This window comes from Selenomonas sp. FC4001 (genome assembly GCF_000701565.1).
Taxonomy (GTDB): domain Bacteria; phylum Bacillota; class Negativicutes; order Selenomonadales; family Selenomonadaceae; genus Selenomonas_A; species Selenomonas_A ruminantium_B.
This window is the reverse complement of record NZ_JNJF01000004.1, coordinates 334,850-348,842: the sequence shown is the minus strand read 5'-3', so window position 1 is coordinate 348,842 and position 13,993 is coordinate 334,850. Positions and strand designations below refer to the sequence as shown.

General features: G+C 52.5%; 11 protein-coding genes. 10 read left to right on the top strand and 1 reads right to left on the bottom strand.

The window, feature by feature from the left end:
* Positions 1–57 precede the first annotated feature (57 nt).
* From T320_RS13780 to pyrE, 10 genes are all read left to right on the top strand, one after another.
* Complete coding sequence (locus tag T320_RS13780; protein ID WP_051608531.1) at positions 58–1,218, top strand: DUF3322 and DUF2220 domain-containing protein; 1,161 nt, start codon at positions 58–60, stop codon at positions 1,216–1,218.
* A gap of 14 nt (positions 1,219–1,232) precedes the next feature.
* Positions 1,233–1,928: a DNA alkylation repair protein gene (locus T320_RS01715; RefSeq protein WP_037352338.1), complete on the top strand. Its 696-nt coding sequence runs from the start codon at positions 1,233–1,235 to the stop codon at positions 1,926–1,928.
* A 314-nt stretch (positions 1,929–2,242) separates the two neighbouring features.
* Positions 2,243–3,190, top strand: a complete 948-nt coding sequence (locus T320_RS01710; RefSeq protein WP_026760555.1) for an aspartate carbamoyltransferase catalytic subunit — start codon at positions 2,243–2,245, stop codon at positions 3,188–3,190.
* Positions 3,187–4,473: a dihydroorotase gene (locus T320_RS01705; protein WP_037352335.1), complete on the top strand. Its 1,287-nt coding sequence runs from the start codon at positions 3,187–3,189 to the stop codon at positions 4,471–4,473. The genes T320_RS01710 and T320_RS01705 overlap by 4 nt, the downstream gene beginning before the upstream one ends.
* Before the next feature lie 47 nt (positions 4,474–4,520).
* The gene (carA, locus tag T320_RS01700) at positions 4,521–5,591 is read left to right on the top strand and encodes a glutamine-hydrolyzing carbamoyl-phosphate synthase small subunit (protein WP_026760557.1); all 1,071 of its coding nucleotides are present in this window, start codon (positions 4,521–4,523) and stop codon (positions 5,589–5,591) included.
* 1 nt (position 5,592) lies between these two features.
* A complete protein-coding gene (carB, locus tag T320_RS01695; protein ID WP_037352332.1) occupies positions 5,593–8,820 on the top strand; it encodes a carbamoyl-phosphate synthase large subunit in 3,228 nt (1,075 codons plus the stop codon).
* Complete coding sequence (locus T320_RS01690; RefSeq protein ID WP_051608530.1) at positions 8,813–9,580, top strand: dihydroorotate dehydrogenase electron transfer subunit; 768 nt, start codon at positions 8,813–8,815, stop codon at positions 9,578–9,580. The genes carB and T320_RS01690 overlap by 8 nt, the downstream gene beginning before the upstream one ends.
* The gene (locus T320_RS01685; RefSeq protein ID WP_037352329.1) at positions 9,577–10,506 is read left to right on the top strand and encodes a dihydroorotate dehydrogenase; all 930 of its coding nucleotides are present in this window, start codon (positions 9,577–9,579) and stop codon (positions 10,504–10,506) included. The genes T320_RS01690 and T320_RS01685 overlap by 4 nt, the downstream gene beginning before the upstream one ends.
* 33 nt (positions 10,507–10,539) lie before the next feature.
* The gene (gene pyrF / locus T320_RS01680; RefSeq protein WP_037352326.1) at positions 10,540–11,256 is read left to right on the top strand and encodes an orotidine-5'-phosphate decarboxylase; all 717 of its coding nucleotides are present in this window, start codon (positions 10,540–10,542) and stop codon (positions 11,254–11,256) included.
* 2 nt (positions 11,257–11,258) lie between these two features.
* Positions 11,259–11,837: an orotate phosphoribosyltransferase gene (pyrE, locus tag T320_RS01675; protein ID WP_037352324.1), complete on the top strand. Its 579-nt coding sequence runs from the start codon at positions 11,259–11,261 to the stop codon at positions 11,835–11,837.
* A 106-nt stretch (positions 11,838–11,943) separates the two neighbouring features.
* Here pyrE and T320_RS01670 read toward each other — a convergent pair whose 3' ends face one another.
* Positions 11,944–13,986, bottom strand: a complete 2,043-nt coding sequence (locus T320_RS01670) for a methyl-accepting chemotaxis protein (RefSeq protein ID WP_037352322.1) — start codon at positions 13,984–13,986, stop codon at positions 11,944–11,946.
* Between the last annotated feature and the right edge of the window lie 7 nt (positions 13,987–13,993).

Below are 13,993 nucleotides of genomic sequence, written 5' to 3'. Positions count from 1 at the left end.
ATGAAGAAGAGACGGACAGGCGCGCCGTCTCTTTTCCTGTGTGAGGAGCAATGAAATATGGTTTATGACCGCGAGCTGCGGCAAAAAATGAACACGAAGCGTGAACTGGAAAAACTTTGGCGGGCGGCTGTACTAGGCGAGGCCTATTCTTTTTCCTATGTGCTGAAACCGCCGATAAAGCTGGCCGATAGTGCCGGACGGATTCATGAGGTGGCTGCGTGGGCGGCTTTTTGGAAGCAGGAGGGCGCTTACTGGACTTTGCTTACCGCCAATAAACAGGCTGGCGTGTTGGGCAAGCAGCATGATTTCCCTGTGAAGGCCGAGTTTTGTAATGCCGAGGCCGCGCTGCGTTACTTGGGGGAATGGCGGCGTTTTCAAGTATTGCAAGAGCGCTGCGAGAAAATCATGACGGACTTTTTCAGCCTGCGCAGTCTTTGCGCGGCTTATCGTGAAGTAATCTTAAAGGAGGATAGGCTGCCAGAAAGCATTTGGCAGCTGGCGAAGTATTTTTCCGCAGGCTATCGGACGGATTGTTATTTGCGGGAATTGGATGTTCCCTATGTGGATACCAAATTTATGGAAGCGCATAGCAGGCTGGTGGCGGCAATCTTTTATGCGCTGCATCCGGAGATGGAGGGGCGCAGCTTTAAGGATTTGTGCGGGCAGCTTCACTGGCAGGAGAAGGCGCCGACCCCGAACATCTATCTGCGGTCCTTGGATAAGAACAAGACCATTGGCGGCTTGCAGGAACTGATGGTAACGGCAGAACAGCTGGCTCGCCTACAGGTGAATTTTGGCCGGGTGTTCTTCACGGAGAATAAAATCAATGGCTATGTCTTTCCGGAGGTGGAGGACGGCCTGATTATCTTCGGCGCAGGCAATGGCGTGCTTGCGCAGGAGGTCGAGATTCCCTGGCTCAAAAAACAGCAGCAACTTTGGTACTGGGGCGATATGGACAGGGATGGCTTGTGCATTTTGTCCCGGGTGCGGGAGAAATATCCGCAGGTGCGTTCCTTTCTGATGAATCCAGAATTGGCAGAGAAGTATCAGCACTTTATGACGGCTGATACGGGCAGCAGTATGGAAATGCCTGCGAATTTGACATGTCAGGAGCAGGCGTGTTGGAAATTTTTGACATGTCAACCTCCGCAGAGAAATCGTCTGGAGCAGGAGAAGATTCCCTTAAGCGAAGTCCGGTCATTTTTGCAGGAATTGTGAGGAAGGAGGATTGTATGGATATACAGGCGGAATTATTTGCTTTGCAGGATAAAAAGTATCAGGCGTTTCAAAGCAAGCTGATGCCCACAGTGGCACCAGAGCAGATTATCGGGGTGCGGACGCCGGCCTTGCGGAAGCTGGCAAAGGAAATCAGCAAGGGGGAGGAGGCGGAACACTTTTTAGCAACGCTTCCCCATACTTATTTTGAAGAAAACCAGCTCCATGCTTTTATCCTGTCGGGGATGAAGGATTATGAAACTTGCATGGAGCAGTTGGAAAAATTCCTGCCCTATGTAGATAACTGGGCTACCTGTGACCAGATGTCACCGAAAATCTTTAAGAAGCACCGGCAGGAACTGTTAAAACGGATAAAGATTTGGCTGACGGCAAAAGAAACTTATAAAGTGCGCTTTGCCATTGGTATGCTGATGGAGCATTTCTTAGACGAAGATTTTGACCTATCCTATTTGCAGCTGGCAGCGCAGGTGCGTTCCGAGGAATACTATGTCAATATGATGACGGCCTGGTATTTTGCCACGGCACTGGGCAAGCAGTACGAAGCGGCGCTGCCCTTTATCGAAGGACGTGCTTTAGATGTTTGGACGCATAACAAAGCCATCCAGAAGGCCATTGAGAGCAGACGGATAACAACGGAGCAGAAAGCATATTTGCGAACGTTGAAGATTAGCCGCAAGGTAAAAGAAATTTAATACAAATCGCCCTTGCAATTTCAAAATGTATGCGCTATAATTACAAACAAAGCAGACGAGAGCTGCTCAAGGACAAACGAATACATTGCCTTTTTAAGATGCGTACTGCGATGCGCATAAGGGGAGCCTGTCATATAGCTATAAGTATAACTATAATCTGAAGTAAAGCGGGAGCTTTCTTATGCATACGCATAAGAAGCTCCCTTTTTTGTGCTCTATGCAGGCATATTTTCAAAGACAATGGATTTCTCCTTGAAAGTTTATGCAAACTTAATGTATAATTATTAATGTCAACCTGTTAAGGAGTGAATGACTTGGAGAAAAACAAATTGTCCCTGCGGGGAAAGAATGTTCTGGGCTTGGAAGATTTCAGCCCGGAAGAGATTCGCTTGGTGCTTGATACTGCCAAGGAAATGAAGAACATCATTCATCGGGATATCAAGAAGGTTCCGACCCTGCGCGGCAAATCCATTGTCACCCTGTTTTATGAACCCAGCACCCGTACCCGTACTTCCTTTGAACTGGCGGGCAAGTACCTCGGCGCAGATGTGGTCAACATCACGGCTGGTTCGAGCAGTATCGTCAAGGGCGAAAGCCTCCGCGATACGCTCTACACCATCGAGGCTATGGGCGTTGATGCCATCGTTATGCGCCATAAGGCGGAAGGTGCAGCAGAATACGCATCGCGGGTAGTAAGCCCTGTAATCTTAAACGCTGGTGACGGCGCACATGCGCATCCTTCGCAAGGCCTCTTGAACCTCTTTACCATCGAGGAACATAAAGGCCATCTCGAAGGCTTGAAGGTTGCCATTATCGGTGATGTGCTCCACAGCCGTGTAGCCCGCTCCGATATCTACGGCATGCGCAAGATGGGCATGGAAGTGCATATCGCCGGCCCCAAGACCCTGCTGCCGCGTTTCCTCTATGAAGAACCGGGCATTGTGGTGCATGAGCGCATTGAAGATGCCATCGCCAATGCTGATGTTATCGAAGTGCTGCGCATTCAGCTCGAACGCATGAAGGGCGGCCTGTTCCCGACGACCCGCGAGTATGCACGGATTTTCGGCCTCAACGATACGCGCCTGAAGCTGGCCAAGGATGATGTACTGATTCTGCATCCGGGCCCCATGAATAAGGGCTGGGAAATCTCGCCCTTCACGGCTTACGGTAAGAATTCGGCCATTCAGGAAGAAGTACAGAATGGCGTAGCAGTGCGCATGGCGCTCTTTACCTTGGTGCTGACGGGAGGAAAACAGGCATGAAAATTTTGCTCAAAGGCGGACGCGTAATCAATCCGGAAAATAAATTCGATGCAGTGGCAGATGTGCTCGTAGAAGACGGCAAGATTGTAAAAATCGGTGCAGGAATTGACGAGAAAGCCGACGAAGTCTATGATGCTAACGGCAAAGTGGTAGCGCCAGGACTTATCGACCTGCATGTACATCTGCGGGAGCCTGGGCAGGAAGCCAAGGAAGACTTTGCCTCCGGTACGCAGGCGGCAGCAGCGGGCGGCTTTACGACCATTTGCACCATGCCCAATACCAAACCGGCGGTGGACTCGGCAGCTCTGGTGCGCAGCTTGAAGATGCGCGCGCAGGAAGTCGGTGTGGTCAATGTGGAAATCATCGGCGCGGTCACGAAAGGTCAGGAAGGCAAGGAACTGGCTGAGATGGGAGACATGCTGGAAGCTGGTGCGGTGGCTTTCTCCGATGACGGTCACTTCGACCCCAGCGCCAAGGTCATGCTCAATGCCTTCGATTATCTTCACACTTTTGACAAGGTTATCATTAACCATGAGGAGGAGCCCACACTGATTGAAGATGGTGTGATGAACGAAGGCCATCGCAGTGCCATGCTGGGCCTCAAAGGTCGTCCTACGGTTGCTGAGGATATCGCTGTGGCCCGTGACATCATGCTGGCAGAGTATGCTGGTTCCAAGGTGCATATCGCTCATATCAGTTCGGCTCGTGCCGTGGATATCGTACGTCAGGCCAAAAAGCGCGGCGTCAAGGTAACAGCAGAAGCTACGCCGCAGCATCTGACCATGACGGAAGAATGTGTCAATCTCTTTGATACCTCCACGAAAATCAATCCGCCCCTGCGGGCAGCCAAGGACTGTGAGGCAATTCTCGAAGGATTGAAGGACGGCACCATTGATGCCATCGTCACCGACCACAGCCCGCATGCACAGGAAGAAAAGGATAGGGAGTATATCTACGCGCCAAGCGGTTTCCCAGGCCTCGAAACGTCCCTTGGCATTATGCTGACGGATTTGTATCACGAGCAGAAATTAGACCTGCCCCTGATTATCTCCAAGATGAGCTATGAACCGGCCAAGGTTTTCGGCCTTAATGCAGGCAAGCTCAGCGAAGGTGCGCAGGCGGATATCACGGTTATCGACCCGGAACTGGAGTGGACGGTTGACGAAAAAGAATTCTATACCAAGGGCAGCCACAGCCCGTTTGTGGGCCGCAAGCTCAAGGGCAAGGCGGTGCTGACCATGGTTAAAGGTAAAGTAGTTATGCAGGAGGGGAAGGTACTGTGAAACAGTGCCTAAATTCTGGACTAACATAATTTTAATGAGGTGTTTTCATGAAGGGTAAATTAATCCTCGAAGACGGCAGCGTTTTTACGGGGCAGTTATTAAATGACAGCCGGGCGACCGGCGAAGTGGTGTTCAACACCAGCATGACGGGGTATCAGGAGAGCCTGACGGACCCCAGCTATTGCCGCCAGATTCTGACGCTGACCTATCCTATGGTAGGCAATTACGGGATTGCCGATATCTTCATGCAGTCCCGCAAGGCTTTTGTGGGCGGCTTTGTCATCGGCGAACTTTGTGAGCTGGGCAGCAACTGGCATTATGAGGAAAGTTTGGCGGAGTTTTTGACCCGTCAGAATATCCCCTGCCTGTATGATGTGGATACCCGCGCCGTGACCCGCAAAATCCGCAATGCTGGTACCATGAAGGGGATTATCGTACCCGCAGATGCCGACCAGGCAGAAATCGACAAACTTATGGCGGTGCCCATCAAAAAAGAGGTGGTTATGGAAGTAACCACGAAGGAAGCATACACGATGGAAGCCGAGAACGAAGATGCACCGCTGGTTGTCGCCATGGACTTCGGCGTTAAGCAGAACATCCTGACTTCCCTGCACAATATCGGCTGCAAATTGCAGGTCGTGCCGGCCGATACCAAGGCGGAGGATATTCTCGCGATGAATCCGGACGGGATTTTCCTCTCCAACGGCCCCGGCGACCCTGCCGATGTGCCGGAAATCGTCGAAGAAATCAAGAAGCTGATTGGCAAGAAGCCCATCTTTGGCATCTGCCTTGGCCATCAGCTGATTGCCCGCGCTTTGGGGGCTAAGACATACAAGCTCAAATTCGGCCACCGCGGCTCGAATCAGCCGGTCAAAGACCTGCGCACGGGCAAGGTGCAGATTTCCTCCCAGAACCACGGCTTTGCGGTGGAGGAGGAATCCCTCAAAGACTTGCCGCTCGAAGTTACGCATATCAATGTCAATGACGGCACGGTGGAAGGCATGCGCCATAAGGAGCTGCCGCTGTTCTCTGTACAGTATCATCCTGAAGCCTCGCCGGGACCGGACGACAACCTCTATCTGTTTGACGAATTTTGGACCATGTTGAAGGGAGAATAAGATGCCAAAGAAGGAAAATCTCAAAAAAGTAATGGTTATTGGCTCTGGCCCCATCATCATCGGTCAGGCAGCTGAATTTGACTATGCCGGTTCGCAGGCCTGCCGCGCCCTCAAAGAAGAAGGTCTCGAAGTGGTACTGGTAAACTCCAATCCGGCAACCATCATGACGGATACGCATATCGCTGACCGTGTGTATATCGAGCCGCTGACGCCGGAATTTTTAGCCGAAATCATCGCCAAGGAAAAACCGGATGGTTTACTGGCAACCCTGGGCGGTCAGGCAGGACTCAATCTGGCCGTACAGCTCGCAGAGCGCGGTGTGCTCAAGGAACACGGCGTAGAGCTTTTGGGAACACCGCTGTCGGCTATCAAGCAGGCCGAAGACCGGGAACTCTTTAAGGAAACCATGGAAAAACTCGGTGAACCCATCCCGGAAAGCACCATTGTGGAAGATGTGCCCAGTGCCGTGGAATTTGCCAACGGCATTGGCTATCCGGTTATCGTGCGCCCGGCTTATACCATGGGCGGCACGGGCGGCGGCATTGCCGAGAATGAGGAAGAACTCATCGATATCGTCATCAAGGGCCTGAATTACTCCCTGATTGGTCAGGTGCTCATCGAGCGCAGTGTGGCCGGCTGGAAGGAAATCGAATACGAAGTCATGCGTGACGGCAACGACAACTGCATCACCGTCTGCAACATGGAAAACTTCGACCCCGTGGGCGTGCATACGGGTGACTCCATTGTTGTCGCACCGTCGCAGACGCTGACGGACCATGAGTATCAGATGCTCAGAAGTGCCTCTTTGCGCATTATCCGCGAGCTCGGCATCGAAGGCGGCTGCAACGCGCAGTATGCCCTCGACCCCAACAGCAACCGCTACTATGTTATCGAAGTAAATCCTCGTGTAAGCCGTTCCTCGGCTCTGGCCTCCAAGGCAACGGGCTATCCGATTGCCAAGGTTTCGGCCAAGATTGCCATCGGCTATACGCTTGATGAAATCACCAACGCCGTAACGCAGAAGACCAAGGCCTGCTTTGAGCCTTCGCTCGACTACTGCGTCGTGAAATTCCCGCGCTGGCCCTTTGACAAGTTCGTCTACGCAGATAAGACGCTGGGCACGCAGATGAAAGCCACGGGCGAGGTCATGAGCATTGACCGCCACTTTGAAGGCGCTATCCTCAAGGCTGTGCGCTCGCTGGAAATCGGCGTACACCGCCTGTCCATGCCGAAAATGGCCGCCTGGGATGATGCAAGAGTCAAGAAGAACCTCAACCGCATCAACGACGAGCGCATCTTCGTGATTGCCGAAGCCCTGCGCCGCGGCATTGCCACGGTGGACGAGATTCACGCCATCACGAAAGTGGATAAATGGTTTATCAATAAAATCAATAATATCGCGCAGGTGGAAAATCAGCTGGGCAGCGAACCCTTGACGCCGAGCCTGATGCTCGCGGCGAAGAATGTGGGCCTGGCCGATGTGTCCATTGCCGAAATCACCGGCAAGAGCATGGATGAAATCCGCACCACGCGCAAGAGCATGGGGGTAATGCCCTGCTATAAGATGGTCGATACCTGTGCGGCTGAATTTGAAGCCGCAACGCCGTACTATTACTCCACCTTCCGCGCAGAGCAGGATGAAGTCACGGTATCGAACAAGCGCAAGGTCATCGTGCTGGGCTCCGGGCCTATCCGCATCGGACAGGGTGTGGAATTTGACTACTGCTCGGTACACTCCGTATGGGCGCTCAAGGAAATGGGCATTGAAGCCATCATCATCAACAACAACCCGGAAACCGTATCCACGGACTTTGATATCTCCGACCGCCTGTACTTTGAACCGCTGACCACGGAAGATGTGCTCAACATCATCGACAAGGAAAAGCCGGAAGGTGTTATCGTCCAGTTCGGCGGGCAGACGGCCATCAATCTGGCGGCCTCCCTGCAGAAGGCGGGTGTCAAGGTATTCGGTACTTCCGTAGACGATATTGATAGAGCTGAAGATCGTGAACGCTTTGATGAAGTGCTGACCCAGACGCAGATTCCCCGTCCGCAGGGCATCAGTGTGACGAACCTCGAAGATGCCATCAGCGGGGCTGAGCGTATCGGCTATCCGGTTATGGTACGTCCGTCCTATGTATTAGGCGGCCGGGCAATGGAAATCGTCTACAACGAAGCCGAACTGCGTGACTACATGAGCCGCGCCGTAAAGGTAACACCTGACCATCCGGTGCTGGTTGACCGCTATATGCAGGGTACGGAAGTGGAAGTTGACGCCATTTCCGACGGCATGAATGTGCTGATTCCGGGCATTATGGAACATGTGGAACGCGCTGGCGTGCACTCCGGCGACAGTATCGCCGTATATCCGCCTCGCACGCTGTCTTCCAAGGTGCTGTACACCATTATCGACTACACCAAGCGGCTCGCAGTAGCGCTCCATGTCAAGGGCCTTCTGAACATCCAGTTCGTAGTCGTCAACGACGAAGTATTCATTATCGAAGTAAATCCGCGTTCCAGCCGTACGGTTCCCTTCCTCTCGAAGGTTACAGATGTGAAGATGGTCAATCTGGCCACCCGCATTGCGCTGGGCGCATCGCTTAAAGAAGTCAGTGAACGCACGGGTCTGGTACCGCCCAAACCCTATGTGGCCGTAAAAGCGCCGGTGTTCTCCTTCGCCAAGATGACGGATGTGGATATCGCCCTCGGCCCTGAAATGAAATCCACGGGTGAGGTCATGGGTATTGACTATCACTATGCCCGCGCCCTCTACAAGGCGATTGTCGGCTCCGGCATCAACGTGCCGACCAAGGGCTGTGTGCTCTTTACGGTAGCCGACAAGGATAAGGAAGAAATGAAGCAACTGGCCAAGGCCTTTGCAGATTTGGACTTCCAGATTGCCGCTACGGAAGGTACGGCCAAGGCCATCAAGTCCATGGGCATTGATGTGGAAGTCGTGGGCAAGGTACATGAACGCAGCTCCGACATCATCGAAAAAATCAAGACGGGCAAGATTCATATGGTCATCAATACACTGACCCAGGGCAAGCATTCATTGAAGGACGGTTTCAAAATCCGCCGCGCGACGGTGGAACATGGCATTGCTTGCCTGACCTCGCTGGATACGGCCTGGGAAGTTATGCGGGTGCTCTCCTTTATGCGCGAACGCCGTCTGGTCTACTCGCTGGCCATTCAGGATTATGTGGGAGGCGGTGACGACCTTGCCTAAGGTGGCTGTAGATGGCGAAATCATTGACCAGCATGAACTGGCGAAAGATGTATGGCGCATGGAAGTAGAGGCGCGGGAAATTGCGCGGGAAGCAGAGCCGGGACAATTTGTCCAGCTGCAGATTCCCGGCGGCGCTTTTACCCTGCGCCGCCCCGTGGGGATTGCCGAAGTCAGCCTGCAAAAAGGCACGGTGGCGTTTATCTACCGGGTAGTGGGCAAGGGCACTAAAGCCCTCTCACAACTTACGGCAGGCACGGTTATCAATGTGCTGGGGCCGCTCGGCCACGGCTTTAGCTGTAAGGCTAAACGCCCCCTTTTGGTGGGCGGCGGCATGGGCCTGTCTCCGTTGCTCTTTTACGCCGAACATGCACAGGGCAAGGCAGATGTATTGATGGGCGGCCGCTGCGAGCGGGAGCTTTTCTGGCAGGAAATCTACACGCCCCATGTGCAGGAGATTTTCTGCACGACCGATGATGGTTCCTGCGGTACCAAGGGCTTTACCACAACTCTGTTGCCGGAACTGCTGCAGAAGGGCGATTATGATTTGGTCATCGCCTGCGGCCCGGAAATCATGATGAAGGGCATTGCGAAAATCGCCCATGAATATAATATTCCCTGTCAGGTATCGCTCGAAAAGCGCATGGGTTGCGGCCTGGGCGCCTGCCTGTCCTGCTCGATTGATACGACCAGCGGTGAGCGCAAGAAAGTCTGCAAGGATGGCCCGGTATTCTGGGCAGAGGAGGTGTTTGACCTCGCATGAGCAGAGCAATCAATATGGCAGATAAACGCCTGCATACGAATCTTGCGGGCATCTATATGAATACGCCGGTGCTGACCGCCTCGGGAACCTTCGGCTTCGGTGAGGAATTTGCCGAATTCGTTGACCTTTCAAGGCTCGGCGGCGTCATGGTCAAGGGCACGACCTTAAAGCCACGGCGTGGCAATGAGGGCGTGCGTATTACGGAAACGCCCATGGGCATGCTCAACTGCATTGGCCTCGAAAATCCCGGTGTGGATGTTTTCCTGCAGGAAACTCTGCCTCGGCTCGCGAATTACAATATGAATGTAATCGTGAATATCTCAGGCAGTACCGTGGAAGAATATGGCATTTTGGCGGAAATGCTCGATGTGCCCGGAGTCGCGGCCATTGAACTCAATGTTTCCTGTCCCAATGTCAAGGAGGGCGGCATTGTGTTCGGCACTGACCCCAAGGCTGCCGCAGCGGTGGTCAAAGAGGCCAAGGCCTATACGAAGAAGCCGGTCATCTTGAAGCTGTCGCCCAATGTGACGGATATTGTCACCATGGCTAAAGCGGTGGAAGATGCAGGGGCAGATATTATCTCTCTGATTAATACCTTGCTGGGCATGGAAATCAATATTCATACGCAAAAGCCGACCCTCGGCAATGTCACAGGCGGACTGTCCGGCCCCTGCGTGAAGCCGGTGGCTCTGCGCATGGTCTATCAGGTAGCCAAAGCCGTAAAGGTACCGCTTATCGGTATGGGCGGCATCAGCTGTGCGGAAGATGCCATCGAATTCCTGCTGGCCGGAGCTAGCGCCGTGGCGGTGGGCACAGCCAATTTCAATGACCCGACGGTGACCATGAAAATCTGCGATGGCATTAGTGACTATCTGGCACAGCGCCATTTGGAATCGGTACAGGATATTATCGGTGCAGCACTTTAATTAAAATTTTACAGTATACAGGAGGCCCAGGTTATGGCAGATGAACGCTTGATTGCAGCACTTGACGTCCACACGATGGATGATGTGGAACGGCTGGTAACGACATTAGGAGACAGTGTGTCCTATTACAAGGTAGGCATGGAGCTCTTTTACAGTGTAGGCGCTCAGGTAGTAACCTGGCTCAGAGAGCAGGGAAAAGATGTTTTCCTTGACCTCAAACTTCACGATATTCCCAATACGGCGGCGGGCGGTATCTGCTCGCTGATGCGCTTGGGGGCAACGATGCTCAATGTGCATGCGAGCGGCGGCTATACCATGATGAAGACAGCGGCAGAGCGCATGCACGCCGAAGCCGAGAAAATGGGCATTGCCTGCCCGAAACTCATTGCCGTTACGGTTCTGACCAGTATCAATCAGGAGGACTGGGAGGGCTTAGGGCAGGCCCTTCAGATTAAGAGTGCTGTGGTGCGTTATGCCAAGCTGGCCAAGAAAGCCGGTCTTGATGGTGTGGTGGCCTCAGCGCAGGAAGCTGCCTTGATAAGAGAAGCCTGCGGCGATGATTTTCTGATTGTCACCCCGGGCATCCGTCCTGCGGGCAGCGATGTCAATGACCAGAGCCGGATTGCTACGCCGTTCAACGCCTTGAAGGATGGTTCTACCCATCTGGTGATTGGCCGTCCCATCTATGCTTCGGCTGACCCGAAAACTGCCGCTTTGAAGATTTTAGAAGAAATGGAGAAAGTAAAATAAAGATGACTGAACAGGAAGTAAAAGAATTACTGATTGAAACCGGTGCAATTATGGATGGCCATTTCCTTTTGACCTCTGGCCTGCACAGCCCGCATTATGTGGAAAAGTTCAATGTGCTGCAGCAGCCGAAGTACACGGAAAAACTCTGTCAGGCCATGGCTGAAAAATTCAAGGACGCCAATATTGAAACGGTAGTCGGCCCGATGACCGGCGGTATCCTGCTGGCCCATGAAACCGGCAAGGCTCTGGGAACCCGTGCCATCTTCACCGAGCGCGTGGATGGCAAGATGACCTTCCGTCGCGGTTTTTCCCTGCATGAAGGCGAACGCTGCCTGATTGTGGAAGACATTGTGACGACTGGCGGCTCCATCAAGGAAGTCATCGAAGTGGTAAAGGCCCATGGCGGTATCCCCGTAGCCGTAAGCATGCTTGTAGACCGCAGTGGCGGCAAAGCCAATTTCGGCGATGTTCCCTGCACGGCACTTCTGCATATGAATGTAGAAACCTACAAGCCTGAAGAATGTCCTATGTGCAAGCAGGGCCTGGCTATGACCAAGAGAGGCAGCACAGGAAAAAAATAATACAGAAACTGCATTAAATGCCCTAAAACACAAAGAGAGAAGCAGATGCGCCGTGCATCTGCTTCTCTCTTTTCTGTTTGCTGTTCTTTATAATTTGCCAAGGTGGTCAGATACCCATCTGAATGTTGTGAATGGTAGTGGTGAGTTTTTCCATTTCAAGGCTGGTGCGTTCATTGATGGATTCCAGAGCCTTGATGGACTGGGTGGATTTCTGAATATGACTGATACCTTCGTTGAGGTTTTTGTGCAGTTCCTTCATTTGTCTAGCAAAGTTGGCATCGAAATCGTTGATGCGCTCTTCAAAGTCCTTGTTGTCAGCCAAAATCTTGTTGATTTCATTGACATCATGGATAAGCGAACTGATGGCATCATCCGATACATGGACATTGGTCTGGGTGTTTTCTGCCAGTTTTCGGACTTCCTGCGCTACGACTGAGAAGCCACGGCCTGCCTCACCTGCACGGGCAGCTTCAATTGCTGCGTTGAGGGACAGCAGGTTGGTCTGAGCGGCAATCTCGTTAATGAGCTTCATGACATCATTGATTTTCTGGGTGCTCTGAGAGAGCATATCCAGTTTCGGGGTAATTTCCCGGTTGCGTTCCGTCAGCTGATTAAAGAGTCCGTTCTGCTCATCAATACCGCCGGAGAGCTGCTGAATCGCATTCTGAATCTGGTCAACATCAGTGGACATGCGCATGATGGTCTTGACGATATCCGGCATCTTGGACTGATAATCATGGAACATGGTGATAAGGTTATCCTTCAGCTTGTCCATATGTTTCTGACGGTCGATGATGCGGTTGAAGAAGAATGCGTTGCAGTTTGCATAGATACGGGCAAAATTATCGATGTATTCATCGGCAAAGGTCGTGCCGGTGGGTACATGATAGAAGAAGATAGCCGTGAGGGTTTCATTCATGTGCAGCCCTGCAATTTCACCAAAGCTGGAGAAACCGGCAACGGGAAGGTCCTTGAATTCATCGATATGTTTGATTTCATCCGGATAGCCAAGGCGGCGCAGGATACAGTCATTTAAGATGCCGCCCAGAGGAGCCGGTTTATTCTTGTTGTATTCCCGCAAATCACGCGAAAGGGTGTTGGACAGGGATACACGTTTCATCAAATGGAGACGCTCGCCAGTCACTACATCGCAGAAGAAGTTGATGCGGTTGTTGGCTTCATCAAATCCCGAGAGGGTACGGACGAAGTCCTCGCCATGAACATCTGTGGCGAAGGTGTAATCCTGCATCCGTGCCTGTACTTCAGCAGTGGTATTTACATGGAAATAATTCTTGAGGGCGTCGATAATGGGAACTTCGCCGTCAGGCCCTTCGACCGTTTCCACATAACGCAGGGCGCTGTTGGCAGTACCAACAACCACGGAAGCGTCCGTGCGTTCCACAGCTTGCGATTTGAAGATACCATAGCGGTATTCGTTATGCAGACGTACGAGAACGATGACTGCATGATTTTCCAGACACTGGTTGTCGTCATAGATATAGGTATGGGCAAAGTCCAGATTACCGGCAGAGCTGCCGCCGATAAAGGGAATGGGGAACTTGCCCGAATCAAACATAGCCTGCGAAACGAACGATTCGCAACTCGTTACGCCATCAATGTAAACCATGGCGAATGAATGGCCAACGCTCAAGCGGAAGGGGATGCGATGCTTGTCGATTTCCCGGCGGATGGCCTCTACGCGGTCATTGACCGTCATTTCTACATTGCCGCTGCGCAGGTCGCTGTCCGGCAGAGGAATATGCATGGTGTACATATTGGCAATCATGCGTTTGGAGAAAGACTGCAGGAGGACCTTTCCCCGGTGCTCTGCAGCATCGCAGTAGAGCGTCTGACTGCCGGGAGCCCGGCAGAGTTCACCGGAGGTAGTCATCAGCAAAAGTTTTGTACTGGAAGGAATTTCGGCTTTGATAAGCCGGGCAACTTCCGGTACATCCAGGTCCGGGGAAACGAAGCCCAAGACCAGAGCGGCACCTTCAGCTACATCTACGAGTTCCTTCAGCCGCAGGGCGGTGAGTTCACTCTTGGCAAGATAGGCAGTCTTGATATCGGAAAGTTCGGTTACTGCCGGAGAAACGGGCGTTGGAGTTGCGGCTTCGGCACGCTTGGGCTCTTCAAAGATTTTGAACATGAACAAA

Bases quoted from the DNA above. Each gene is read 5' to 3' on its own strand.
- T320_RS13780 (WP_051608531.1), top strand. From the start codon at position 58: ATGGTTTATGACCGCGAGCTGCGGCAAAAAATGAACACGAAGCGTGAA.
- T320_RS01715 (WP_037352338.1), top strand. From the start codon at position 1,233: ATGGATATACAGGCGGAATTATTTGCTTTGCAGGATAAAAAGTATCAG.
- T320_RS01705 (WP_037352335.1), top strand. From the start codon at position 3,187: ATGAAAATTTTGCTCAAAGGCGGACGCGTAATCAATCCGGAAAATAAA.
- carA (WP_026760557.1), top strand. From the start codon at position 4,521: ATGAAGGGTAAATTAATCCTCGAAGACGGCAGCGTTTTTACGGGGCAG.
- carB (WP_037352332.1), top strand. From the start codon at position 5,593: ATGCCAAAGAAGGAAAATCTCAAAAAAGTAATGGTTATTGGCTCTGGC.
- T320_RS01685 (WP_037352329.1), top strand. From the start codon at position 9,577: ATGAGCAGAGCAATCAATATGGCAGATAAACGCCTGCATACGAATCTT.
- pyrF (WP_037352326.1), top strand. From the start codon at position 10,540: ATGGCAGATGAACGCTTGATTGCAGCACTTGACGTCCACACGATGGAT.
- pyrE (WP_037352324.1), top strand. From the start codon at position 11,259: ATGACTGAACAGGAAGTAAAAGAATTACTGATTGAAACCGGTGCAATT.
- T320_RS01670 (WP_037352322.1), bottom strand. From the start codon at position 13,986: ATGTTCAAAATCTTTGAAGAGCCCAAGCGTGCCGAAGCCGCAACTCCA.